General features: G+C 68.6%; 21 protein-coding genes. 5 read left to right on the top strand and 16 right to left on the bottom strand.

Going from position 1 to position 22,540, the window contains the following annotated elements; genetic code table 11:
* Positions 1 to 64: 64 nt before the first annotated feature.
* From SNAS_RS14990 to SNAS_RS14955, 8 genes are all read right to left on the bottom strand, one after another.
* Positions 65 to 1,390: a dicarboxylate/amino acid:cation symporter gene (locus SNAS_RS14990; RefSeq protein WP_013018283.1), complete on the bottom strand. Its 1,326-nt coding sequence runs from the start codon at positions 1,388 to 1,390 to the stop codon at positions 65 to 67.
* Between the two features lie 212 nt (positions 1,391 to 1,602).
* A complete protein-coding gene (locus SNAS_RS14985) occupies positions 1,603 to 2,277 on the bottom strand; it encodes a response regulator (protein ID WP_013018282.1) in 675 nt (224 codons plus the stop codon).
* Entirely contained in the window at positions 2,274 to 3,404 is a 1,131-nt protein-coding gene (locus tag SNAS_RS32805; RefSeq protein ID WP_013018281.1) for a sensor histidine kinase, read from the bottom strand. The genes SNAS_RS14985 and SNAS_RS32805 overlap by 4 nt, the downstream gene beginning before the upstream one ends.
* Positions 3,401 to 3,883: a CcdC protein domain-containing protein gene (locus tag SNAS_RS14975; RefSeq protein ID WP_013018280.1), complete on the bottom strand. Its 483-nt coding sequence runs from the start codon at positions 3,881 to 3,883 to the stop codon at positions 3,401 to 3,403. Before SNAS_RS14975 ends, SNAS_RS32805 begins: the two co-directional genes overlap by 4 nt.
* 74 nt (positions 3,884 to 3,957) lie before the next feature.
* Positions 3,958 to 4,620 (bottom strand): pyridoxamine 5'-phosphate oxidase family protein, encoded by a 663-nt coding sequence (locus tag SNAS_RS14970; RefSeq protein ID WP_013018279.1) that lies wholly within the window; start codon positions 4,618 to 4,620, stop codon positions 3,958 to 3,960.
* Between the two features lie 83 nt (positions 4,621 to 4,703).
* Complete coding sequence (locus tag SNAS_RS14965) at positions 4,704 to 5,513, bottom strand: SDR family NAD(P)-dependent oxidoreductase (RefSeq protein ID WP_013018278.1); 810 nt, start codon at positions 5,511 to 5,513, stop codon at positions 4,704 to 4,706.
* An 89-nt stretch (positions 5,514 to 5,602) separates the two neighbouring features.
* Complete coding sequence (locus tag SNAS_RS14960; RefSeq protein WP_013018277.1) at positions 5,603 to 6,562, bottom strand: TolB-like translocation protein; 960 nt, start codon at positions 6,560 to 6,562, stop codon at positions 5,603 to 5,605.
* Between the two features lie 18 nt (positions 6,563 to 6,580).
* A complete protein-coding gene (locus SNAS_RS14955; RefSeq protein WP_013018276.1) occupies positions 6,581 to 7,015 on the bottom strand; it encodes a VOC family protein in 435 nt (144 codons plus the stop codon).
* Positions 7,016 to 7,158: 143 nt separating this feature from the next.
* On the opposite strand from SNAS_RS14955, the gene acnA reads away from it, so the two are divergent.
* From acnA to SNAS_RS14935, 4 genes are all read left to right on the top strand, one after another.
* Positions 7,159 to 9,903, top strand: coding sequence for an aconitate hydratase AcnA (gene acnA / locus SNAS_RS14950; RefSeq protein ID WP_013018275.1), 2,745 nt, complete (start codon positions 7,159 to 7,161; stop codon positions 9,901 to 9,903).
* Between the two features lie 414 nt (positions 9,904 to 10,317).
* Positions 10,318 to 12,201, top strand: coding sequence for a glycosyltransferase family 2 protein (locus SNAS_RS14945; protein WP_013018274.1), 1,884 nt, complete (start codon positions 10,318 to 10,320; stop codon positions 12,199 to 12,201).
* Entirely contained in the window at positions 12,201 to 13,517 is a 1,317-nt protein-coding gene (locus SNAS_RS14940) for an acyltransferase family protein (protein ID WP_013018273.1), read from the top strand. The genes SNAS_RS14945 and SNAS_RS14940 overlap by 1 nt, the downstream gene beginning before the upstream one ends.
* 57 nt (positions 13,518 to 13,574) lie before the next feature.
* Positions 13,575 to 14,492 carry an SDR family oxidoreductase gene (locus tag SNAS_RS14935; RefSeq protein ID WP_013018272.1) on the top strand — a complete coding sequence of 306 codons (918 nt, stop codon included), beginning with the start codon at positions 13,575 to 13,577 and terminating at the stop codon, positions 14,490 to 14,492.
* A 78-nt stretch (positions 14,493 to 14,570) separates the two neighbouring features.
* On the opposite strand, the gene SNAS_RS14930 is transcribed toward SNAS_RS14935, so the two are convergent.
* The 6 genes from SNAS_RS14930 to SNAS_RS14905 form a co-directional block, all read right to left on the bottom strand.
* A complete protein-coding gene (locus tag SNAS_RS14930) occupies positions 14,571 to 15,554 on the bottom strand; it encodes a helix-turn-helix transcriptional regulator (RefSeq protein ID WP_013018271.1) in 984 nt (327 codons plus the stop codon).
* Positions 15,555 to 15,563: 9 nt separating this feature from the next.
* Positions 15,564 to 16,121, bottom strand: a complete 558-nt coding sequence (locus SNAS_RS14925; protein ID WP_013018270.1) for a hypothetical protein — start codon at positions 16,119 to 16,121, stop codon at positions 15,564 to 15,566.
* A gap of 140 nt (positions 16,122 to 16,261) precedes the next feature.
* On the bottom strand, positions 16,262 to 16,807 hold the full coding sequence (locus SNAS_RS14920) for a SigE family RNA polymerase sigma factor (RefSeq protein WP_013018269.1): 546 nt from the start codon (positions 16,805 to 16,807) through the stop codon (positions 16,262 to 16,264).
* Between the two features lie 161 nt (positions 16,808 to 16,968).
* Positions 16,969 to 18,231 (bottom strand): 7-cyano-7-deazaguanine synthase, encoded by a 1,263-nt coding sequence (locus SNAS_RS14915; protein WP_013018268.1) that lies wholly within the window; start codon positions 18,229 to 18,231, stop codon positions 16,969 to 16,971.
* An 84-nt stretch (positions 18,232 to 18,315) separates the two neighbouring features.
* Positions 18,316 to 18,936, bottom strand: a complete 621-nt coding sequence (locus SNAS_RS14910) for a hypothetical protein (protein ID WP_013018267.1) — start codon at positions 18,934 to 18,936, stop codon at positions 18,316 to 18,318.
* A gap of 62 nt (positions 18,937 to 18,998) precedes the next feature.
* On the bottom strand, positions 18,999 to 19,613 hold the full coding sequence (locus SNAS_RS14905) for a hypothetical protein (protein ID WP_041624911.1): 615 nt from the start codon (positions 19,611 to 19,613) through the stop codon (positions 18,999 to 19,001).
* Positions 19,614 to 19,759: 146 nt separating this feature from the next.
* On the opposite strand from SNAS_RS14905, the gene SNAS_RS14900 reads away from it, so the two are divergent.
* On the top strand, positions 19,760 to 20,593 hold the full coding sequence (locus tag SNAS_RS14900; protein ID WP_013018265.1) for a serine hydrolase: 834 nt from the start codon (positions 19,760 to 19,762) through the stop codon (positions 20,591 to 20,593).
* Between the two features lie 10 nt (positions 20,594 to 20,603).
* Here SNAS_RS14900 and SNAS_RS14895 read toward each other — a convergent pair whose 3' ends face one another.
* Together SNAS_RS14895 and SNAS_RS14890 are read right to left on the bottom strand one after the other, a co-directional pair.
* Complete coding sequence (locus SNAS_RS14895) at positions 20,604 to 21,923, bottom strand: DUF6114 domain-containing protein (protein ID WP_013018264.1); 1,320 nt, start codon at positions 21,921 to 21,923, stop codon at positions 20,604 to 20,606.
* Positions 21,923 to 22,537, bottom strand: a complete 615-nt coding sequence (locus SNAS_RS14890) for a DUF6230 family protein (protein WP_013018263.1) — start codon at positions 22,535 to 22,537, stop codon at positions 21,923 to 21,925. The genes SNAS_RS14895 and SNAS_RS14890 overlap by 1 nt, the downstream gene beginning before the upstream one ends.
* Positions 22,538 to 22,540 lie beyond the last annotated feature (3 nt).

Raw genomic sequence — 22,540 nt, 5'->3', positions numbered from 1 at the left:
CGTCGGTCCACGGCACGCGAACAGGGGACGGCCCGCCTCGCGGGCCGTCCCCTGTTCGACAGCGTCAGGAACCGAAGGCCGGTTCGGGTTCGCGCACCACGCCGGTCTCACGCTCGGGGCGCTGGACCGCGTCCGAGCCGTCGAGCGGCTGGTTGGGGGCGTTGAACACCGCCACGTCGAGGGTCTTCTCGCCGCGCGACACCAGCACCGGCACCACCATCTGACCGGCCACGTTGGTGGCGGTGCGGATCATGTCCAGCACCGGGTCGATGGCCAGCAGCAGGCCGACGCCCTCCAGCGGGAGGCCCAGCGTGCTCAGCGTCAGGGTGAGCATGACGATCGCGCCGGTGAGTCCGGCGGTGGCCGCCGATCCCACGACCGACACGAAGGCGATCAGCAGGTAGTCCCCTATGGACAGGTTCACGCCGAAGACCTGCGCGACGAAGATCGCCGCCAGCGCCGGGTAGATCGCGGCGCAACCGTCCATCTTGGTGGTGGCGCCGAACGGGGAGGCGAAGGACGCGTAGTCTTTGTCAACGCCGAGGCGTTTGGTGACGATGCGCTGCGCCAGCGGCATGGTGCCCACCGAGGAGCGCGACGCGAAGGCCAGTTCGATGGCGGGCCAGGACTTGCGGAAGAACGTCACCGGGTTGACCCGGCCGACCAGGCCCAGCAGCAGCGGGTAGACGCCCAACAGGACGATGAGGCAGCCGACGTAGACGTCGATGCTGAAGGTCGCCAGCGGGGCCAGCAGGCTCCAGCCGTAGGTGGCCACGGCGGTGCCGATGAGTCCGGCGGTGCCGATGGGCGCCAAGCGGATGATCCACCACAGCACCTTCTGCACCAGGTCCAGAAGCGACTGGTTGAAGGACAGGAACGGCTTCGCCTTGTCCCCCACCGCGACGGCCGCCGCGCCCACGACGATCGCGATGAACACGATCTGCAGCACGTTGACCTGGACGAAGGAGTCCACGATGTTGGTGGGGATGATGCCGGTGATGAAGTCGGTCCAGCTACCGGCGTGGTCGGGCGCCTCGGCGCCCTTGGTGGAGATGTCCACACCGGAGCCGGGGTTGGTGAGCAGGCCGAGGCCCAGACCCACCGCGACGGCTATCAGTGAGGTGATCATGAACCAGCCGATGGTCTTGCCGACCAGGCGCGCGGCGTTGGAGACCTTGCGCAGGTTGGCGATGCTGATGACGATCGCGGTGAACACCAGCGGCGGCACCGCCAGTTTCAGCAGTTGGACGAACAGGTCGCCGACCTGTTGCAGCGTGGTGGTCAGCCAGCCGAGGTCGGCGGTGCGGGCGAGGTAGCCCAGGCCGAGGCCGACGACGAGACCGGCCAGCAGTTGGGCAGAGAACGGGATCTTTCGCAGGAACGCGAGCATGTTGGTACTCCAGGAAGGCACGCCGCGACGGCGCGGGAAAACATGGGCGGGATTGGGGTGAGCCTTCTAGGGACACAGCACCGTGGACACGCGGCAGTAGTCGACGTGACGTCGACGCACAAGCCACACGGAAACCACGGTATAAGTCATCGTCGGTAATCGTAGAACGCCCGCGACGCTTTGACCAGCGACAGTGGTGAAGGACGCAGGTGTCAGTGCGGCGGGGCGAGGCCGTGCCGGTAGGCGTAGGTCACCGCCTGGGCGCGGTCGCGCAGTGCGGCCTTGGTGAACAGGTTGTTGATGTGGGTCTTGACGGTGGCCTCGCTGATGTACAGCTGCCGGGCGATCTCGGCGTTGGAGCGGCCCGCGGCGATGAGTGTGAGCACTTCGGACTCGCGTTTGGTGAGGCCGTCGGGCAGGTCGGTGCGCGGTGGCTTCGCCGGTTCGGAGGTGTCGGTCTTGTCGCCGGAGGCCAGCGCGTCGACGAGGCGGCGCTGGACGTCCGGGGCGAGCTGGGCGGCGCCGTCGCGGACGGCCGCGATGGCGGCGGCGATCTCCTCGCCGCCGGCGTCCTTGGTGAGGTAGCCGCGGGCCCCGGCCTTGAGGGCGGCGAACACGGATTCGTCGTCGCTGTAGGTGGTGAGGACGACGATCTGGACTTCCGGGTGCGCGGCCTTGATGCGGCCGGTGGCCTCGGCACCGTCCATACGGGGCATGCGCAGGTCCATCAGGACGACGTCGGGGTGGTGTTCGTCGACCAGCCGCAGCGCCTCGGCGCCGTCGGCGGCGGCGCCGACGACCTCGATGTCGGGCAGCAGCCCGAGGATGAGGACCAGTCCGTCGCGTACGACGGTCTGGTCGTCGACCACCAGCACCCGGGTCGTCACCGCGCGCCCACTTCCTTTCCTGACGACGGCACCCGCAACTCGACGGCGAAGCCGCCGTCGCGGGGTCCGGCTCGCAGCGTGCCACCGATCAGTTCGGCGCGCTCGCGCATCCCGACCAGACCGTAGCCGGATCCGGTCTCGGCCAGTGCCACGCCCCGGCCGCCGGTGTCGACGACCTCGAGTTCGCAGTCGTCGTCGCGGTAGCGCAGTTCGATGGTGACGTCAGCGCCGTTGGCGTGTTTGCGGACGTTGGTCAGCGCCTCCTGGGCGGTGCGCACCAGCGCCAGCCCGGCCTCGGCGGCGAGGTCGCGGGGTTCGCCGGTCACGGTGACGGTGCAGGTGCCCGAGGTGGCCTCGCGGTGTTCGTCGGCCAGTTCGCGCAGTGCCTCGTCGACCTTGAGGGTCTCGCCGCGCAGGGTGTCCAGGGCGCGGCGGGTCTCGGTGAGGCCGCCGCGTGCCAGTTCGCGGGCGCGTTCGATGCGGTCGACGGCCTCGTCGGTGCGTCCGGCGTTGGCCAGCAGCCGGGCGCCTTCGAGGTGGACCAGCTGGGCCGACAGCGAGTGCGCCAGGATGTCGTGGATCTCGCGGGCGATGCGGGCCCGTTCGGCGAGCACCAGGTTCTGCTGCTCGATGTGCTGGGTGCGCCTGCGGTTGCGGGCGGCGGTGATGCCGGCGTACATGCCCAGGACGCCCACCAGGGACCACAGTTGCCCGAGGTCGTCCGTGCGCGACAGCACCGTCGCGGCGAAGCCCAGCACCAGCGCGGTCATGACGACGGCCGAGTGCCGCAGCGGGAGCCGGGCGGCGGCCGCGCCCGCGATGACGAACAGCATGAGCTCGCCGGGGCGGTCGGGCGCGAGCACGGTCAACCACAGTGTCGCGGCGACCGCGAGGAGGTACAGGGCCACCGCCACCTGTCGCCGGGACGGCGCCAGGTAGGTGCCGAAACCGAAGCAGGCGAAGGCGATCAGGGTCGCGACGGTGACCGCCAGGTCGGTACCGGTCAGCCCCAGGCGGGGTCGTTCGTCGCCGAAGAACATGTTGAGCACGAACACGACCGACAGGGCCGTGATCATGATGAGGCCGACGCTACGGCTCTTGCTGGCGAAGTCGTCCCGGCTGTTCACAGGCCCACGCTAACGGCCGGGGCGGGAATCGTGCGGACCCGCCGGGTGATCACGGTGTTCTGCGCCAGCAGCCAGGCGGCGACGAACATGAAGATCGCGCCGGTACCGGTGGCGACGTCGAGCGCGAAGCCGGTGGCCATGAGTCCGAGCCGCACCGCGATCGTGGCGACCAGCATCGCGATGGTCAGTCTGGTGCCCCGGCTCCACACGACGCCGGTGTCGTCGCGCCACAGCCGCAGGGTGTAGCCGAGGCCGGTGCCCAGCGCCAGGGCGGCCACGACGCCGACGCCGAGCAGGACCTCGCTCAGCAGCGGGTGGTGGCCGTCGATCAGGTCGCCCTGGAGGATGCCGACGACGGCCAGGACCGGCGGCAGGACGAACATCCGGGTCGGGGAGCCCACCTTGCGGGTTCCGAAGCGGCGGATGAGGATGACTATGACGAGGGCCGCGATGACGAGGCCGATGAGGATGGGAATCATGCCCGCAACGCTATGGATTCGCGGGCCGTTCCACCTGGGCGTCAGGGTGGAGAAACCGATCTCCACCCCAGGGTCTAGCCGGTGCCGTACAGGCCCTTGGAGTAGACCTCGGTCTGGTAGTGCCGTTCCAGGTCGGCGACGCTCTCGTCGATGTAGGGCTGGACGGACTTGACGATCTCGGCCGTGGACGGCATCGCGTCGGGCTGCCAGGTCTCGGGGCGCCACAGTTTGGAACGCATGAACGCCTTGGCGCAGTGGTAGTAGATGGCGTCGATGTCGACCAGTACCGCGAACTGCGGCCGGTGTCCCTTGACGACCATCCGGTCGAAGAACGGCGCGTTCTTGACCAGCCGGGCCCGGCCGTTGATGCGCAGGGTGTCGCCGCGTCCGGGCAGCAGGTAGATCAGGCCGACGTGCGGATTGGACAGTATGTTGTGGAATCCGTCGGCGCGTTTGTTGCCGGGGCGTTCGGGGATGGCGATGGTGCTGTCGTCGAGGACGACGGTGAAACCGGCGGGGTCGCCCTTGGGCGAGACGTCGCAGTTGCCCTCGGCGTCGGCGGTGGCGACCAGGCAGAACGGGGACGCGGCCAGGAACTGCCGGTCCAGTGGCGCCAGCGTGGCGCGTTCCTTACTGGCCGCGCGGGAGTTGGGATTCCCGATGAGCTGCCGCAGTTCCTCAGCGGATTCGACTTCCTCGATACCGTCCGTCACTTGACTGTCCACTGTCTCGGTCATGACTCACCTTCCGGGTCGGCTCACTGTGAACCTAGCCGGTTTCGGCGCGGTTGCGGCTGTGAGATTGCCGACCGGCCCCGACCTCAGGCCCGGTAACCGAAGGAGCGGGCCAGCAGGCGGCGGAAGACGGTGGACGGCAGCAGGCCGCGCAGCAGCGGCAGCGTCTTGGCGGTCATGCCGACCCGGTAGCGGGCGCGCGGGCGGTAGGTCTCCACGGCCCGCACGATCGCGGCGGCGATCGTGTCGGGGCTGGGTCCCTCGTTCTGGTCGCGGATGAACCGGTCGATGACCCGGGTCCGGTTGGGTTCGTAGGCGCCGATGACCGGTTCGGTGAGGCGGGCGTTGGCGGCCGCGGCGGTGCGCACTCCGGTGCCCTGGACGCAGCTCACGTCGATGCCCAGCGGTTCGACCTCGTAGCGCAGCGCCTCGGCGTAGTGCTCGAGCGCGGCCTTGCTGGCGGAGTAGACGGCGTGGAACGGGATCGGGGCCACGGCGGCGCTGGAGCTCATCAGGATCAGCCGCCCCTCGCCGACGTCGCGCATGATCGGCAGTACCGCCCGCACCAGCCGGTGCGCGCCCACGAGGTATGCCTCCAGCTGGGCCAGCGCCAGCGCGGCCGGGGTCTCCTCGACGGCACCGGCCACAAAGTACCCAGCACTGTAGACCATCGCGTCGATGTGCCCGGCGCGGTCGGCGACCTCGGAGACGCAGCGGTGCGCCGAGACGTCGTCGCCCAGTTCCAGTCGGACCGGGGTGACGCCCTTGCCCTTGACCCGGGCGGGATCGCGGCTGGTGCCGAACACCGTGTGCCCGCGTTCGGCAAGCATCTCGGCGGCCGCCTGTCCGATACCGGACGAGGCGCCCGCGACGAGGACGACTTTCGGGGCGCTCATGGGAGTTGACACTAGAGCCAACCGGCCCCGGACGCCATGGTTCGGTCGGGACCGTGACACCTTGCGGCCCTGGCGTTACAGAGAAGTAATCACGCGGGTTCGGCGTAGCCGATCAGGAAGCCCTCGGCCAGTTCCGACGGCTCCTCGAGGGTCGCGATGCCGCTGTCGTCCAGGTCGGACAGTTTCAGTTCGCCGTCGCCGGTGCGGGTGATGAATCCGCCCGACTCGGGGAACACCGCGCCGGTGATGGTGTCGGGCAGTTTCACGGGTTTCTTCGTCTTGGTGTCTACTATGGTGTCGCAGCTGAGGCTGCGGGCGGCGTCGCCGACCGGTTCGCCCTCGGCGGCGGTCGCCACGCACAGTCCGGCGTTGTCGCGGGCCACGGCGACCGGGTCGATGATGGTGCGGCCCTTGACGACCTCGGCGGGCAGGGTCGTCTCCTTCTTTCCGTCGCGCATGACCAGACCGGTGACGTCCCCGGTCATGAAGGTGTAGACGGTGTCGTCGCCTCCGACGGGGAACTTCGGGTGGCAGCCGTCGACGACGTCGGCCTTGCTGGTCTCGCCCGAGGCGACGTCGAACCACGTCGCCTCGGTCGGGGAGTCGGCCGCCACGGCGTGGGTGAGCAGCCGCTTGGAGTCCGGAGTCCACGCCGGCTCCTTGCAGACGCCGTCCACCTGCGCCAGTTGCTCTTTCAACGGTTCACCGGCCTCGACGTCCCAGATCCGCATCGGGGATTCCGCGTTGGAACCCTCCACATAGCTGATGTACTTGCCGTCGGGCGAGGGGGTCGCCGAGGACCACAGGTCGGCGGTTCCGGTCATGACCGGCTTGGGTTTCCCGTCGCCGGTGAAGGAGTAGACCGCGGCGCCGTCGTCGTGCGGGGCCAGATAGAAGAAGGTCCCCGACAGTTCGTCGGCGGTGGCGTTGGCGAAGGACGGCTTGGCGGAGCCCTTCCCGTCGTCCTCGGTGTCGGCGCTGCCGGAGCCGTCGCACGCCGCCACGACTCCCAACGCGAGCACGGCGACGAGGACCAGATTTCGGGGCATGCGCGACAACCTATCCGACTATTCCATCGGCGCCAAGAACTCCAGCCGGTTGCCGTTGGGGTCCTTTGTGTAGAACCGGTGCATACCGGGCTCGTGCAGCGGCGCCCCGGGGGATCCATTGAGGTGCATGGGCACACCGTGCAGTTCGCCGTCCCAGGTCACGGGGTGTCCGGCGTCCTCGAGCCGCTCGGCCAGCGCGCGCAGGGTGGTGATGTCGCCCCACACCAGGCCGGGGTGGGCCTTGGGCTGGGGTTCGGCGCCGTCCACGACGCCGAGGTGGAACTCGATGGTGCCCGCATCCCCGGGGCCCCGGAACCAGCAGCCGCCGCGGGCGGCGAGGCTGGCGGGTTTGGCGACCTCGGTCAGGCCCAGCACGTCGGCGAAGAAGGCCCGCTGCGCGTCCTCGGTGCCGGGCGCGCAGGTGAGCTGGACGTGGTGAATGGCGTAGTACACGGTGACTCCTGTGACTCGGTGGTTGACATTTTAACAAGACGGACGTACGGTTTGGTTAGCGGGATCTGGCCGATCCCATGCCGCCTGGCAAAGACCATCCGGCAGACTGACACCGAAAACGGATTTACGACCTGGGAGCACCCGTGCCGAGCATTGACACCTTCGCCGCGCGCGCCGAACTTCGCGTCGGCGACACCGAGCACACCTACTACCGCATCGACGCCGTGAGCGGGCACGATCGGTTGCCGTACAGCCTGAAGATCCTGCTGGAGAACCTGCTGCGCACCGAGGACGGCGCCAACATCACCGAGGGTCACATCCGGGCGCTGGGCTCGTGGGACCCGAAGGCGGCGCCCAGTGTGGAGATCCAGTTCACGCCCGCCCGCGTCATCATGCAGGACTTCACCGGCGTCCCCTGTGTCGTCGACCTGGCGACCATGCGCGAGGCCGTCCGCGACCTGGGCGGCGACCCGGCCGCGATCAACCCGCTGGCGCCCGCCGAGCTGGTCATCGACCACTCCGTCATGGTCGACTTCTTCGGCCACCCCGACTCCTTCGAGCGCAATGTGGAGCGTGAGTACCAGCGCAACAAGGAGCGGTACCAGTTCCTGCGCTGGGGCCAGACCGCCTTTGACGAGTTCAAGGTGGTGCCGCCGGGCACCGGCATCGTCCACCAGGTGAACATCGAGCACCTGGCCCGCGTCGTCATGGACCGCGACGGCGTGGTCTACCCCGACACCTGCGTCGGCACCGACTCGCACACCACCATGGAGAACGGCCTGGGCGTGCTGGGCTGGGGCGTGGGCGGTATCGAGGCCGAGGCGGCCATGCTGGGCCAGCCGATCTCGATGCTGATCCCCCGCGTCGTCGGCTTCAAGCTGACCGGCGAGCTGCCCGCGGGCGCCACCGCCACCGACCTGGTGCTGACCGTCACCGAGCAGCTGCGCGCCCACGGCGTGGTCGGCAAGTTCGTGGAGTTCTACGGCGAGGGCGTCGGTTCGGTGCCGCTGGCCGACCGGGCGACGCTGGGCAACATGAGCCCCGAGTTCGGCTCCACCTGCGCCATCTTCCCCATCGACGACGAGACGCTGGCCTACCTGCGGCTGACCGGCCGCAGCGACGAGCAGGTCGCGCTGGTCGAGGCCTACGCCAAGGCGCAGGGCATGTGGCACGATCCGTCCAAAGAGGCCGAGTACAGCGAGTACCTGGAGCTGGACCTGGCCACCGTGGTGCCCTCGATCGCCGGGCCGAAGCGCCCGCAGGACCGCATCGCCATCACCGCCGCCAAGGACACCTGGCGCTCCAACGTGCGCGACTACGTCAGCAACGGTGACGACGACGAGGCGGGCAAGGAGAGCTTCCCGGCCTCCGACGCCCCCGCCGAGTCGCCCGGCGACGGCCGTCCGCACCACCCGATGTCGGTGGTGCTCGACGACGGCACCGCCACCGAGATCGACCACGGCGCGGTGGTCATCGCGGCCATCACCTCGTGCACCAACACCTCCAACCCGTACGTGATGGTGGGCGCGGCGCTGCTGGCCAAGAACGCCGTCGACAAGGGACTGTCGCGCAAGCCGTGGGTGAAGACCTCGCTGGCACCGGGATCGCAGGTCGTGACCGGTTACCTGGAGCGGGCCGGACTGAGCCCGTACCTGGACAAGCTGGGCTTCAACCTGGTCGGCTACGGCTGCACCACATGCATCGGCAACTCCGGCCCGCTGCCGGAGGCCATCTCCAAGGCTGTGGCCGACGGCGACCTGGCGGTGACCTCGGTGCTGTCGGGCAACCGCAACTTCGAGGGCCGCATCAACCCGGACGTGAAGATGAACTACCTGGCCTCGCCGCCGCTGGTGGTCGCCTACGCGCTGGCCGGTTCGATGGACTTCGACCTCAACAACGAGCCGCTGGGGAACGACGCCGACGGCAAGCCGATCATGCTGGCCGACATCTGGCCCTCGGCCGAGGAGATCGCCACGGTCGTCAACTCCTCGATCGGGCGCGAGATGTTCACCGCCGACTACGCCAACGTCTTCGACGGCGACGAGCGCTGGAAGGCGCTGCCGATCCCGACCGGCAACACCTTCGAGTGGGACACCGACTCGACCTACGTGCGCAAGGCGCCGTACTTCGAGGGGATGCCCGCGAGCCCCGAGGCGGTCGGCGACATCACCGGCGCCCGGGTGCTGGCGAAGCTGGGCGACTCGGTCACCACCGACCACATCTCCCCCGCCGGTGCCATCAAGGCCGATTCCCCGGCCGGCAAGTACCTGAAGGACAACGGGGTCGGCCCGGCCGACTTCAACTCCTACGGTTCCCGGCGCGGCAACCACGAGGTGATGATCCGCGGCACCTTCGCCAACATCCGGCTGCGCAACCAGCTGGCGCCGGGCACCGAGGGCGGCTTCACCCGCGACTTCACCGCCGACGAGGCTCCGGTGACGACGATCTACGACGCCGCGCAGAACTACGCCTCGGCCGGGACACCGCTGGTCGTTCTGGCGGGCAAGGAATACGGCTCCGGTTCCTCAAGGGACTGGGCGGCCAAGGGCACCCGGCTGCTGGGGGTTCGGGCCGTCATCGCCGAGTCCTATGAGCGCATTCACCGGTCGAACCTGATCGGCATGGGCGTGCTGCCGTTGCAGTTCCCGGAGGGACAGTCGGCCGACAAGCTGCGGCTGACCGGTGAGGAGAGCTTCGCGATCTCCGGCATCACCGCGCTCAACGACGGTCCGGTGCCGGGCACCGTGCGGGTCACGGCGACCAGCCCGGCCGGTGAGCAGGTGGCCGACTTCGAGGCCGTGGTGCGCATCGACACCCCTGGTGAGGCGGAGTACTACCGGCACGGCGGCATCCTGCAGTACGTGCTGCGCTCGCTGCTCGCCAAATAGTGGGATAGGAACGCCATAATGGCGGGTTTGTGGCCGGAGTGTTATCCGGCGGCGAACCCGCCATTTCCTTAGTCCGTTTATTGCGGTCAATGCCTGGTCGCGGGACGTCACACACCAAGGTCACGCATATTTAACATTGCCTTAATGTAGTTCGTTCGGATGAGGGTTTACGCTTTCCCACGTCGCCAATCCCTCGGCGGCGCATAGCTGAATAGACGCGATCTGGCATCCCCGGCACGGTTGCCCTCGCTATTCGCGAAAAGACGCCTTAGCACGTATTCCATACCCGCTATAGCGTCTTTCGCAGCATTGACGGGTCCCTTGGTCCTGGCAGCGGCACCGTGCGCTCACCGCCCGACCGCAGTTCCTAACTCCTCCCAAAGGAACCCCAATGCTTATTCACCGGTGGCCCCTGTGACCGACAACCTGCTTCGCGAACACCCGGTATCCACCACGACCGTCGAGACCCAGACGGGCCGGTTCCTCCCCCTTCCCGAGTGGACCAAGACCCTGGAACGGTTGCGCAACACCAGGGCGCGCCCCGGGCCGTGCGTCGCGGTCATCCGCATGGTGCCGTCGCTGCGGGGCGGCCACCAGACCTTCGGAGCACCGCCGCCGGGCGTCGCATCCATAGTAGAAACCCAGTTGGACCAATTCGAACTGTTGACTGTCGCCGGTGACGACCTGTTGGTGTTGCTGCGCGGCGACAAGCCCAAGCGGATACAGGCCCGGCTGGGCGCGTTGATGTCGCTGCTGGCCGAGTCCTACGACGCCTGGCCGCCGGAGGTCGTCCCCGCCTGCGGCTGGGTGCCGGTGTCCACGAGCCGGCGGGCCCCGCACGCGGGCGAACTGATCCGCAGAGCGTCGCTGGCCACCGATCTGGCCGCGCACAAACTCGACCTGGTTCCGGTGCGCTGGAGCTCCGAACACCTCGAGGGCGGCGCCGAGTCGAAGAAGCCCGGCCGGTTCCGCACCACCGTCCAGATTGTGACGACCCTGCTGCTGGGCATCGGGCTGCCACTCGGGGTCTACATGGGACTGGATACTGTGGGCATCGACATCCTCACCCCCGCGTATCTGGTGATCGTGGCGGTCCTGGTCGTCAACTCGGCCCTGATGTGGGCGGAGAACCTGCACGCCCTGGACCCCAAGCGGCCCGGAGAACCCAAGGAACCGTTCCCACCGGCCTCGGCCATCATCGCGGCGTACCTGCCCAACGAGGCCGAGACCATCATCGACACCGTCCGGGCCCTGCTGGCCCAGAACTATCCGGGACGGTTGCAGGTGATCCTGGCGTACAACACGCCCCGTCCGCTGCCGGTCGAGGCACAGCTGCGACTGCTGGCCCGACGCGACCCGCGGCTGGTGGTGCTGGAGGTGCCGTTCTCCACGTCCAAGGCCCAAAACGTCAACGCCGCACTGGGAGTGGCGACGGGCGAGTTCGTCGGCGTCTTCGACGCCGACCACCAACCGGCCCCGCTGGCCTTCCACCGGGCCTGGCGCTGGATCGCCGACGGCGCCGACGTCGTACAGGGCCACTGCGTCGTCCGCAACGGACACGACGCCTGGGTGCCGCGCACCGTCGCGGTGGAGTTCGAGGCGATCTACGCCGTCAGCCACCCCGGACGCGCCGCGCTGCACGGCTTCGGGATCTTCGGCGGCTCCAACGGTTTCTGGCGCACCTCGCTGCTGCGCCGCATCCGGATGCGGCCCGACATGCTCACCGAGGACATCGACTCCTCGATGCGGGCACTGTTGCAGGGCAGCCGCATCGTCAGCGACCCGGCGCTGCTCAGTTTCGAGCTGGCCCCCGAATCCCTCGGACCGCTGTGGCATCAGCGGATGCGCTGGGCGCAGGGCTGGTTCCAGGTGTCGCGCCGGCACCTGCTGGCGACGTTGCGCTCGGCCTCGTTCAACACCCGCAACAAACTCGGCTCGCTGTTCCTGCTGGGCTGGCGGGAACTCACGCCGTGGGCGAGCCTGCAGATCGTCCCGGTGGTGGCCGCGCTGGCCTGGCAGGCCGGTGGGGTCACCAAACTGGACTGGATGATCCCCGCGTTCCTGCTGACCTCGCTGTACGCGCTGTCGGTGGGGCCGGTGCAGACCCTGTTCGCGTGGCGGCTGGCGGTTCCCGAGATCAAGAAGAAGCCCTGGTGGTTCGGGGTGTATCTGCTGTTCAACGCGATCTTCTACACCGAGTGGAAGAACGTCATCTGCCGGGTCGCCCAGCTGAAGGAACTGTCGGGTGAACGTCGCTGGGTCGTCACGCCGCGCCACAAGCACCCCGGAGCCGCGTGATGAAGACGATCCGGCCCGGTGCGGTCGACGACGCTGGCGGCTCGGTCGCCACCAGCCAGCGGCTGGAGGTGCACGGCTACCGGGCACTGGCGGCGGTGTCGGTCATGACCTTCCACGCCTACCAGAACAACTGGCGGGCGCCGGACTGGAAATGGCCGCTGGAGGGCACCATCTGGCACGAGGTCATGCTCGCCACCGACCTGTGCGTCGACCTGTTCTTCGTACTGTCCGGTCTGCTGCTGGGACTGCAGTACGCGAAGTCGTGTCTGGGTGAGGCGGCGCCGCGCAGCGGCCGGGCGCTGCTGCTGCGCCGCGCGACCCGCCTGATTCCGCTGTACTACATCGTGGTGTGCACCGTGTGGGCCATCACCAACCCGGACCTGCCCGGGAACTGGCGGGATCTGGTGCTGCACTTGACGTTCACGCACGTCTACAGCCAGGAGTACATCTTCTACACCGACGGACCGGCCTGGTCGCTGGCCAACGAGATGCACTACTACCTGCTGCTGGCCCTCCTGGGCGCGCTGGCGCAGAAGTGCTGTCAGCGACTGCGCACCCGCGGCGCGAAACTCACGCTGCTCATCGGGGGGACGCTGACCCTCATCGGCGCCAGCGTCGTCTACAAGCTCGCGGCGGCATACGTCTACCACGTGCCCGCCGACCACTGGCCCACCTGGTTCGGGCCACTGGCCAAACTAGACGTGTTCGCCGTCGGACTGCTGATATCCATCTTCTACGCCGCCGGGCTGCGGTTCCGGCACGGCCTGACCCAGATCCTGGTCCTGTTGTCGGGTATGGCGATCCTGGCCGCCGGACTGTACCTGCGGCCGGCGCAAGGAGTCGAACCGTTGCTGCATCCGGCTTTCGCGGCGGGCTGCGGACTGCTCATCGCCTCCACGGCGATGGGGACCACGATCCGTCCCCGGTGGCTGAAGTGGCGTCCGCTGGTGTCGGTCAGCATGGCCAGCTACAGCCTGTACCTGTGGCACGAACCGATCATGCGGTACCTGCGGTACATCGGCGCGCTTCCCGACCACCGGCACCCGCTGGCGTTCCCGATCACGGCGATCATGGTGTTCTGCGCCGCCGTCCCGGTGGCGATCATCAGTTACAAGCTCATCGAGATGACCGGCCAGAAGCTGATGGCTGCCTTCGACTCCCGGGGACGACCGCGCGACTACTACGCCGACGCGCTTGCCGAGTCCCCGTCCCCGTCGCCATCGCTGCCGACCCAGCGGGCACCCGCCGCCGGGCGGCACACGCGTCGCTTCGGCCCCGATCGTGTCACCTCGTCGAACTTCGTCGATAAAACCTGACAAGGATTGTCCAGTTTTGTTGTTAGCGTCGGCTCGCATCGACGAATGGAGAACGACATGACACAGGACAAACCACTGGCGGGCAAGGTCGCGTTGGTCGCGGGAGCCACTCGGGGCAGCGGCCGCGCCTTCGCCGTGGAACTGGCGCGCGCGGGTGCGATCGTCTACGCCACCGGACGCAGCAGCGACGCCAAACGCTCCGAGATGGACCGTCCGGAGACCATCGAGGGCACGGCGGCGAAGATCGCCGAGGCCGGAGGCACCGGGTTCGGGGTGGTCTGCGACCACCTCGACAGGGAGCAGGTCCGCGATCTGGTGGCGCGCATCGAATCCGAGCAGGGACGGCTGGACATCCTCGTCAACGACATCTGGGGCGGGGACCATCTGACCAAGTGGGACGCGAAGTTGTGGGAATACGATCTCGACAACGGGTTCCGGATGATGCGGCTGGCGATCGACACCCACATCATCACCAGTTACTACGCGCTGCCGTTGCTGATCAAGAACCCGGGCGGGCTGGTCTTCGAGGTCACCGACGGCAACACGGAGTTCAACGCGCAGTATCGGGACGACTTCTTCTACGACCTGGCGAAGGTGACTCCGATGCGGATGGCGTTCGCGCTGTCCAAGGAGCTCGAACCGCACGGCGGCACGGCGTTGGCGTTGTCGCCGGGCTGGCTGCGGTCCGAGGCGATGCTGGACCACTTCGGGGTCACCGAGGAAACCTGGCGGGACGCGACGAAGAACGAGCCGCATTTCTGCATGTCCGAGACGCCGACGTACGTGGCGCGGTGTCTGGTGGCGGTGGCTTCCGATCCCGAGCGGCACCGGTGGAACGGCAAGTCGGTGGCGAGCTGGGATCTCGCGCCGGAGTACGGCGTGAAGGACGCGGACGGCTCACAGCCGGTCTTCGGCCCGTACTACCGCGACATCCAAGAGCCCGGCAAACCGGCCGACCCGACCGGGTACCGGTAGGACGAGCGGCGTGGCCGTCCGGTACGACGAGTCGGACGGCCACGGCCAAGACGCGGCGCGGCGGCCGCTGTCGCGCCGTCAGTCGTACAGCTCCCCCAGCCGCCGGGCCGCCTCGGCCAGCCGAGCCCGGAGCGGTTTCGGTTCGACGACCTCGACGTCGGGGCCCAGCGACAGCATCTCCTCGTAGGCGACGTCCAGCGTCTCGACCGGCAGCCGCGCCCGGGTCCAGCCGTCGGCGTCGGGCTCGTCGAACTCAGCACCGGCCACGGTCGCGGCGTCCACCGCGCGGTGCAGCCGCTGCCGACCGTCGGGGCTGAGCCGCACCACAATGTGCTCGCGCATCATCGACGCGGCGAATTCCTCCTGCTGCCGCCGCCAGAACGCGGCCAGGTCGAAGTCCTCGTCGCGAGTGAACTCCGTGTCGGCGACCGCCACGTCGTCGAACCTGTCGACGCGGTAGATGCGGACGTCGTCGCCCACCCCGGCCACCAGGTACCAGACCCCCGCCTTGAGGACCAGCCCGAACGGGGCCAGGGTGCGCGTCACGGGTTCGGGTTCGGCGGTCTCGCCCAGTCGCCGCCCGCGCCGGTAGCGCACCTCGACCAGCCGGTCGCTCCACACGGCGCTCGACAGTTCCGCCAGCGCGTCCGGGGTCTCCAGTTTCCGGAACCAGCCGGGCGCGTCGAGGTGGAACCGCTGCCCGACCCGGCGGGGCGCCTCGCGCACCGACGGGGCCAGGGCGGCGCCGATCTTCAGCCGTGCCGCCAGCGCGGCCGAGTCCAGGCCCATCCCGCTGAGCGCCTCGGGGGCACCCGACAGGAACAGTGCCTCGACTTCGGCGCGCCCCAGGCCGGTCAGCCGGGTGCGGAAGCCGTCCAGCAGCCGGTACCCGCCGCCGCGGCCCTGTTCGGCGTAGACGGGGATTCCGGCCTCGGCCAGTTCGGTGGCGTCGCGGGCGATGGTGCGCGGGCTGACGCCCAGTTCGGCGGACAGCTGATCGGCGGTGAGGCTGCCGCGGTTCTGCAGCAGCAACACCATCGAGATCAGCCTGGCCGCGCGCATGGGTTCACTCTAAGCGGCCGACAGTTCGGCGATGAGTCTCTCCCGGACGTCGTGCGACAGCACCCGGCCGCGGTACTCGTCCTTGAGCAGCATGGCGATGCTGTGGGTCTTGCCGAGCACGTCGTTGACGGCCAACGACACCTCCGAAACGAACTCCTTCTCGGACAGTCGCCGCACCGTCCCCTCCGCGATGCGGCACTGCCAGTTCAGCATGCCGGTTGTCTTGAAGCGAACCATTTTCCGGGCCCCGACGCCCGCGACGGTGATGCTGTTGGACCGTTCGACGAAGGTTGCCTCGGCGGGATCGCGGGCCTGTCGGGGGTCGCGGATGACCGTCATGTCGTTCTCGGCGTGGATCCGGTCCACGCCGCGCTGGTGTCCGATGTAAGCCAGGGTGGCCAGCCGGGCGAGCTGGTGCCCCAGCCGATCCTCGGTGTAGAAGCGGTAGGTGTTGGGGCGGAACCCGAACGAACGCGGCTTTCCGGCCGTGACGGTGGCACGCATCCTCGCGTCCGGCGACGATACCGTCACCGTCAGTGCCGCCAGCTGGCCAGCGACGACTCCCATGGTGCGTCCTTTCCGGATGAGCTGTCGCGGTCCCGTGTCGCATGTGGCGAGCGGCGTAAGCATATACACGAATACTTAGATCTCCATACTGGAGATCCACAATTTCGCGGAATGGCGCCTTGGTGCCAGCGGTCGGGCTCTCAGGTCGCCGGGCGCAGCCGGGCCAACCCCTCCGGGGGTGTCTTGTCGTGGGATGAGCGGGTGCCGTCGATGATGGCGCGCAGCGCCGCCAGGCCCCGGGAGCTCTGGCTCTTCACGGCGCCGGTCGTGCACTTCATGATCTCGGCGACCTGTTCGATGGGCAGGTCCTCCCAGTACCGCAGCACCACCGCGGTGCGCTGCCGTTTGGGCAGCTGGGTCAGCGCGGCCAGCACCATCAGCCGGTCGTCGCTGGCCTCGGAACCGTCCGGGCCGAGCCGGTCTGGCAGCTCGTCGACGACCCGTTCCCGCTTGAGGAAGCCCAGTCGGTAGTCGTCGTTGATGACGTTGACGATGATGCGGCGCACGTAGGCGTCCGGGGACCTGATGTCGCGTTTGGACCACACCAGGTACAGCTTGGTGAACGCCTTCTGGACGGCGTCCTCGGAACGATGCCAGTCGCCGCACAGCAAGTACGCGAACCGTCCCAGCCGGTCGAACCGGGCCGCGACGAAATCGTTGAACTCGCGTTCGTCCAATGGCGTCATCTTCGTTTCTCCTCGGCGCCGATAACCGCGGAGTGCGGGAGGCGAACCGGACGGAATCGTCTCCAACCACACCCAGACCATCGATATCGGGCGATACCGAATCTACGTATCGAACCTTGCAAAAACCTTGCAAGGACTCCGGAGCGCGCGTCGAGGCCGGTTCAGACGCGGTAGATGTCGGCCAGTTCCAGCCGGGCCCGCTCCACGACGGCCAGAGCGCGCGCGGCGTCGGCCTCGGGTGGCAGCGGCGCCAGTTGCTCGGCGGTCAGCTCGCCACCGAGCCAGGCGCGCAGCGCCCGCAGGTCCTTGTCGTGCGGACCGGGGGCCATCAACGGGATCTCGGGCGGGTACACGTCGCGGTATTCGGTCAGATCGCCGCCGACCCGCACCAGGGCCGCGTGCCGGACCAGGCAGTGGCGGCAGTAGCCGCAGTTGCCGAACCGGCCGCTGGACTTCTTGTCGGGGTTGACGCAGGTGATGGTGCGGCCCAGCAGCGAGCGCCGCCATCCGGCGTCCACGGCGCGTTCACACACCTCGCCCTTGGTCAGCTCGGCGTACGGGTTGACCACCCGGGTGTCCACGTCGAGGCTGTCGAGCAGTGCGTTGGCGAGGTGCACGGTCATGGGCGGGATCGGGGTCGCCGACTGTGACCACAGTGGCGCTTTCGCCGGATGCAGGGCCAGCAGCCCGTTCTCGGGGCAGTGCAGGGTGTCGACGCCGTTGGCCGCGCACACCAGCACCCCGGCGGCCAGCAACAGCAGCGCCCGGGTGCGCGGGTGCGGTTCGCGTTCGGTTCCCGGCACGGCGTTGATGCGCACCTGGAACTCGGCCGACATCACCGTCTCGCCGCCGAGGGCGGCGCGTAGTTCGCGTTTGCGTTCCCGCAGGTTGGGGCCCAGTCCGTGTGAGACCAGGACGACCTTCGACGCAGGGCGCAGCAGACCGGCGTGGCAGAACGAGTCCAGGCCGCCGGAGAACAGCGCCACCGCCTCGACTTCGGCGGGTAGCAGCTGCGACTGCCACGGCGGCGGGTTGACGTCCTGTCTGAACTGGACCGTCCACTCGTCACCCGACAGTCCCCCCAGCAGGGCGCACAGCAGCGCCCGCGACTGCGGCCGGTTCCAGGTGTCGGGTTCGGACACCGGGATGTTGAGCTCGAAGCGGCGCGGTTTGCCGTCGCGGCGACGCGGCGCGCGCCGGTCGGCGGTGTAGACGGCCACCGCGATGGTGAACAGGTCCTCGACGCGGGCGGGCGGCTGCCGTCCGATGGCCTCGCGCAGCCCCGCCAGGGTCAGCCCGACCTGCGGCGGTCCGTCGTGGAGGAGTTCGTTGTCCAGGGGCGCGTCCAGCCGAACCCAGCCCTCGGGGACGCGGGAGGGGTGCCCGCCGAAGTGAAACCGCCAGGTCCGTTTGGGGGTGCGCATCGCGTACCGTCCTGTCGTGGCGACAGCGTCACCGTCGACTGTAGTCGTCCGGTCGCTGAAACTCAAGGCCACGACGGGTTGTGCTCACTCGTACATCGCGGGCGGCAGCATCGTCACCGGTCTGCCCTTCCTGATGAACCCGCGCACGTGCCGGATCATCCCGGCCCGGCGCGACCAGCGCCGGCTGGACCGCCAGCAGAACGCGATCAACGCTGGCAACGCGAGCACGACGGCGACACGGAGACCGACGGTCTGCGGGTCCTGTAGGACGTAGTCGGTGAGTCCCGGCGGCGATGGCTCGAAAACCAGGTCGCTGACCAGCGTGTAGTTCATGAGCAGCAGGTTGGCCGTCGCGTATCCGGTGCCGAGAATGAGCAGCAGCAGCCCGGTCGGGGAACCGAGCCACACGAGGCGGCCGAGCACGATGATCGCGCCGCACACCAGTACCGAATAGATCAGCCACATCACCACCCCGTTTCCCGGGGACGAGCCATATGGTGACGGCGATGCCTGGAACCGGGCGATCACCTCCAACAGGCTGCCGATCTCGAAGCTCAGCCCGGACAGCGCCAGCAGGATCAGACCGGTGATCAGCGCTTTCGGGCGCGGCGGTACCGGCGGCAGCATGTCCTCGGTGACGGTCGCGCCCGGAACCGGCTGCGGCGGGACCGAGAACTCGCTGGAGTACGGGGTTGGAGTCGTCACTCACTCAATGTAGAGCCGTCGCGCAAATCCGCGTCACAGTCGTTTCCCGGTAACGGTTGTGCTCACTCGTATATCGCGGGCGGCAGCTGCCGGATCGGCGCGCCGCGCTTGACGAGCCCGGTGACCGTACGGATCGCGTCGGCCTTGCGCGACCAGCGCCAGACCGCTGGCCTGATGAGCAGGAGCAGGACCGGCACCGCGAACACCGCCGCGATGTTCTCACCGAGGGGACCGGGCGTGTCCACGTACCTCAGCATCGACTCGGCGGACCCGTCGCGTATCAACCCGATGACCAGCCACCAGACGAACGACAGCACGCGCAGCGCGGCGAGGCCGGTGCCGATGACGAACAGCCACAGGCCGACGCGGTAACCACGCCACAGGAACCAGCCCAGCAGCACGACGATGGCGCCGTAGATCAACGGGGACAACGCCGAGGTGAGCAGCTGTTCCGTCTGTTCGGGACGCGTGTTGTCGCCCAGGTTCGCGGCCAGCAGGGCCGTGTGCCAGGCACGGCCGACGAAGTGGATCAGCACCGCCAGGCCCGCCAGGATCAGCGCCAGTTTGAGTTCACGGGGTTGCGGCGGCATCGGCGGCAACTGGCCGATGTCGAAGCGGTAATGCGACTTCGCATGGGGTGGAACGGTGAAGCCTGAGTTCGGCGTCGGAGTCGTCATCGCGGGGCCGTTTCGGTCTGGGGTGTGCCGGGGGTGCGCCGCCAGCCTAACGGCGAACGAACGGTCGGTGACTCCTCAATGTCTGCCAACGACCCGGCCGTATTGTCGATGGTGGATGTCGCTTCGGGCGGGTACCGTCTGCGGCGATGGACGCATTGACACGGTTTGACGCGCGGTTCGGCGCGCTGGACGGCGAGTTCTCGGTGTGGTGTGGCAGGCCGGGGAAGCCGCCGGTGTACACCCTTGAGCCCGATCGGCTGCACTACCCGGCCAGCACGATGAAGATCGGTGTGATGGCGGCGGCCTACCGGCTCGCCGACGCCGGGAAGCTGGACCTCGACGAGCACATCGCGGTGCACAACGAGTTCACCTCCGCGGTGGGCGGCGGCTTCGCGATGGATCCGGAGTACGACTCGGACGCGGAGGTGTGGCAGTACCAGGGCGCGAGCGCCTCGGTGCGGTGGCTGATCCGGCGGATGATCGTGCGTTCGTCCAATCTGGCCACCAACCTGGTGCTGGACAAGGTGGGTTACGCGGCGGCGCAGGAGGCGTACCGGGCCGCCGGGGCCACCCGCAGCATCACCCGGCGCGGCATCGAGGACTACGCCGCCCGCGACGCCGGGGTGGACAACGAGATCACCGCGGCCGACCTGGCCGCGCAGCTGTCGGCGATCCAGCTGGGGCGGCTGGCCTCACCGGCGTCGTGCGCCGAGATGCTGGATGTGCTGGCGGCGCAGGAGTTCCAGGTGGACTTCGCGCGCGGTCTGCCGGAGGGGACCCGGATCGCGTTGAAGAACGGCTGGATCGACGGCGTCCGGCATTCGGCGGCACTGGTGTACCCCGACGACACCGAGCCGTACGCGCTGGTCGCGTGTGCGACCAGCCCGCTGGCCACCTCGCAGGAGGGTGACGACGAGGTGTGCCGGATCTTCGCCGAGCTCTCGGCGGCGGTGTGGCAGCGCCGGGCGGACCTGGGCTGAACCGCGCGCGTCAGCGGGTCGGTTCCTCCAGATCGGGCAGGTCGACGCGGTCGGCCCGCACGTAGGCGGTCTGCACCTTGGCCTCGGTGACGACCAGGTACGGCACCGGTATCGGCGGCAGCGGCAGGTCGGCGGTGATCACGATCGGCACCACGCCGAAGATCAGCCCCTCCATGCGTTGCACGTAGAGCCGGACGCCGCCCGACAGCACCGCCGAGGAGCCCATGTTGATGACGTGGAGCTGGGCCTTCGTGCCCTCGATCCCAGACGCCTGGTCCATGTTGTACAGGTCGAGGGTGTCCATGGTGAACTCCAGCGCGCGCTGTTTCCCGTCGGCGGTGGGCACGTCGACGGCACCGCCGGAGTTCATGCCGGTCATGGTCATGACGTCGGCGTTGAGCAGCGGGTGGTACGTCGAGGCGGTGGGCAGGTCGCGGCCCTCGGCGTCGCCGGAACCGGGCTGGGCCAGGCAGGCCGCCAGCGCCTTGGCGGTCTTCTTCGCGGCCTCGGTTCCCAGCTTCGGGGGCTTGGCGGGCAGCTTCGACTCGTCGCATTCCTCGTCGGGCTTCTCGGGTTTGTCCGGGTCGTCGTCGCCCGGCTTGTCGGGCTCGTCATCGCCGGGGTCGTCAGGGTCGTCGTCACCGGGATCGTCCGGTTCGGACGAGTCGTCGCACGGCCACGGCCAGGGCCAGTCGGGGCAGGGCCAGGTCGGGTCGGCGCTGGGTCTGGTCTGCTGCGCCGAGGCCTGCGGGACGGCGACGAACGCGGCGGCCACGACCGCCAGGACGCTGGCGACGCGCAGGATCAGCCGGGGCCGGGAGGGGGCGCGGCCGGCGGGAGTGATCACAGGGGATGGTGCGCGGACCGTCATGTCGGCGGTGGTGCGGTCGGACTCCTCGGCGGTCTCCGCCGCGGGTACCGGCGGGATCTCCTCGGTGGCGGTCTCGTCGGCGTCGGGTGGTTTCCCGGGCTGCCAGGCGAATATCAGCGAACCGCCCACAAGGGCCAGCAGCAGTCCGATGAAGAATCCGCCCAGGTTGGACACCGCGAAGGACGCCAGCCCGAGGATCACGATGAACACCCCGCAGATCACCCGCAGGTGGCCGTGGGTCCAACTGATGATCGCCAGCGCGATCAGCATGGCGGCGATGACGAGGGTGCCGATCCCGGCCAGGCCCCGGATCAGCATGATCTGCAGCGGTGCGGCGGTCAGGGCGAGCAGTTCCAGCGCTCCGGCGATGGTGAGCACTCCGCCCCAGAATGGACGGTCCCGGCGCCAGGCGGTGAAGGCCCGCCACCACCGCCGTATCGTCTCGGCGGTGGTGGACATCAGTAGCACTCGTCCTTACCGGCCTTGATGGACAGGTCGAGGTTGTGGAGTTTGAAGGTTCCGGCGTTGACGGCCCAGTTGCGGCCCTTGACGTTCGTGATCGAGATGGTGTCGGACTGCTGCCCGAAGGCACCCTTGTCGCCCTGGTGACCCGTCACCTGGTCCAGTGTGGAGGCGTCGCGGCCGATCTCGATGTTCTCGAACACGGCGTCGCCGGTCAGGTCGTCGGTGTCGAGGATGAGGTTGTTGGCCTCGACGGGTTCCTTGGTCCCGGCGGAGATGCGGATGGTGTAGGTGCCCAGCGGGGTCTCGTAGACCGCCGACTGACACAGGTTGTAGATCTTGGCGACCTCGATCCCGGCCGGGGCCACCGGGTGTTCGCCGTCCTTGCCGTCTAGGGTGATGGATCCATATTGGGCGAAGCCCTCACCCTCCATCTTGTCGGCGGTGATCTTGAACGACGTCGCCGACACGGCGAAGCTGGCGGCCATCGATCCGTTCGCCGTCATGACCAGCATGCCGATTCCCAGCAGCAGCGACGGTACGAGCAGGATCGCGAACTTGCGCCAGCGGGTACCGCCCTTGACGGATGTTGTTGTCGCGGATGTGCTCATCGC

Origin of the sequence: Stackebrandtia nassauensis DSM 44728 (genome assembly GCF_000024545.1) — a bacterium.
In the GTDB taxonomy this organism is placed as follows: Bacteria; Actinomycetota; Actinomycetes; order Mycobacteriales; family Micromonosporaceae; genus Stackebrandtia; species Stackebrandtia nassauensis.
The sequence above is the reverse complement of the archived record's forward strand: the minus strand, read 5'-3'. Positions and strand labels throughout refer to the sequence as shown.

Bases quoted from the DNA above. Each gene is read 5' to 3' on its own strand.
- SNAS_RS14940 (WP_013018273.1), top strand. From the start codon at position 12,201: ATGAAGACGATCCGGCCCGGTGCGGTCGACGACGCTGGCGGCTCGGTC.
- SNAS_RS14930 (WP_013018271.1), bottom strand. From the start codon at position 15,554: ATGCGCGCGGCCAGGCTGATCTCGATGGTGTTGCTGCTGCAGAACCGC.
- SNAS_RS14965 (WP_013018278.1), bottom strand. From the start codon at position 5,513: ATGAGCGCCCCGAAAGTCGTCCTCGTCGCGGGCGCCTCGTCCGGTATC.
- SNAS_RS14900 (WP_013018265.1), top strand. From the start codon at position 19,760: ATGGACGCATTGACACGGTTTGACGCGCGGTTCGGCGCGCTGGACGGC.
- SNAS_RS14960 (WP_013018277.1), bottom strand. From the start codon at position 6,562: ATGCCCCGAAATCTGGTCCTCGTCGCCGTGCTCGCGTTGGGAGTCGTG.
- SNAS_RS14990 (WP_013018283.1), bottom strand. From the start codon at position 1,390: ATGCTCGCGTTCCTGCGAAAGATCCCGTTCTCTGCCCAACTGCTGGCC.
- SNAS_RS14895 (WP_013018264.1), bottom strand. From the start codon at position 21,923: ATGTCCACCACCGCCGAGACGATACGGCGGTGGTGGCGGGCCTTCACC.
- SNAS_RS14935 (WP_013018272.1), top strand. From the start codon at position 13,575: ATGACACAGGACAAACCACTGGCGGGCAAGGTCGCGTTGGTCGCGGGA.
- SNAS_RS14915 (WP_013018268.1), bottom strand. From the start codon at position 18,231: ATGCGCACCCCCAAACGGACCTGGCGGTTTCACTTCGGCGGGCACCCC.
- SNAS_RS14925 (WP_013018270.1), bottom strand. From the start codon at position 16,121: ATGGGAGTCGTCGCTGGCCAGCTGGCGGCACTGACGGTGACGGTATCG.
- SNAS_RS14975 (WP_013018280.1), bottom strand. From the start codon at position 3,883: ATGATTCCCATCCTCATCGGCCTCGTCATCGCGGCCCTCGTCATAGTC.
- SNAS_RS14970 (WP_013018279.1), bottom strand. From the start codon at position 4,620: ATGACCGAGACAGTGGACAGTCAAGTGACGGACGGTATCGAGGAAGTC.
- SNAS_RS14905 (WP_041624911.1), bottom strand. From the start codon at position 19,613: ATGACGACTCCGACGCCGAACTCAGGCTTCACCGTTCCACCCCATGCG.
- SNAS_RS14920 (WP_013018269.1), bottom strand. From the start codon at position 16,807: ATGACGCCATTGGACGAACGCGAGTTCAACGATTTCGTCGCGGCCCGG.
- SNAS_RS14890 (WP_013018263.1), bottom strand. From the start codon at position 22,537: ATGAGCACATCCGCGACAACAACATCCGTCAAGGGCGGTACCCGCTGG.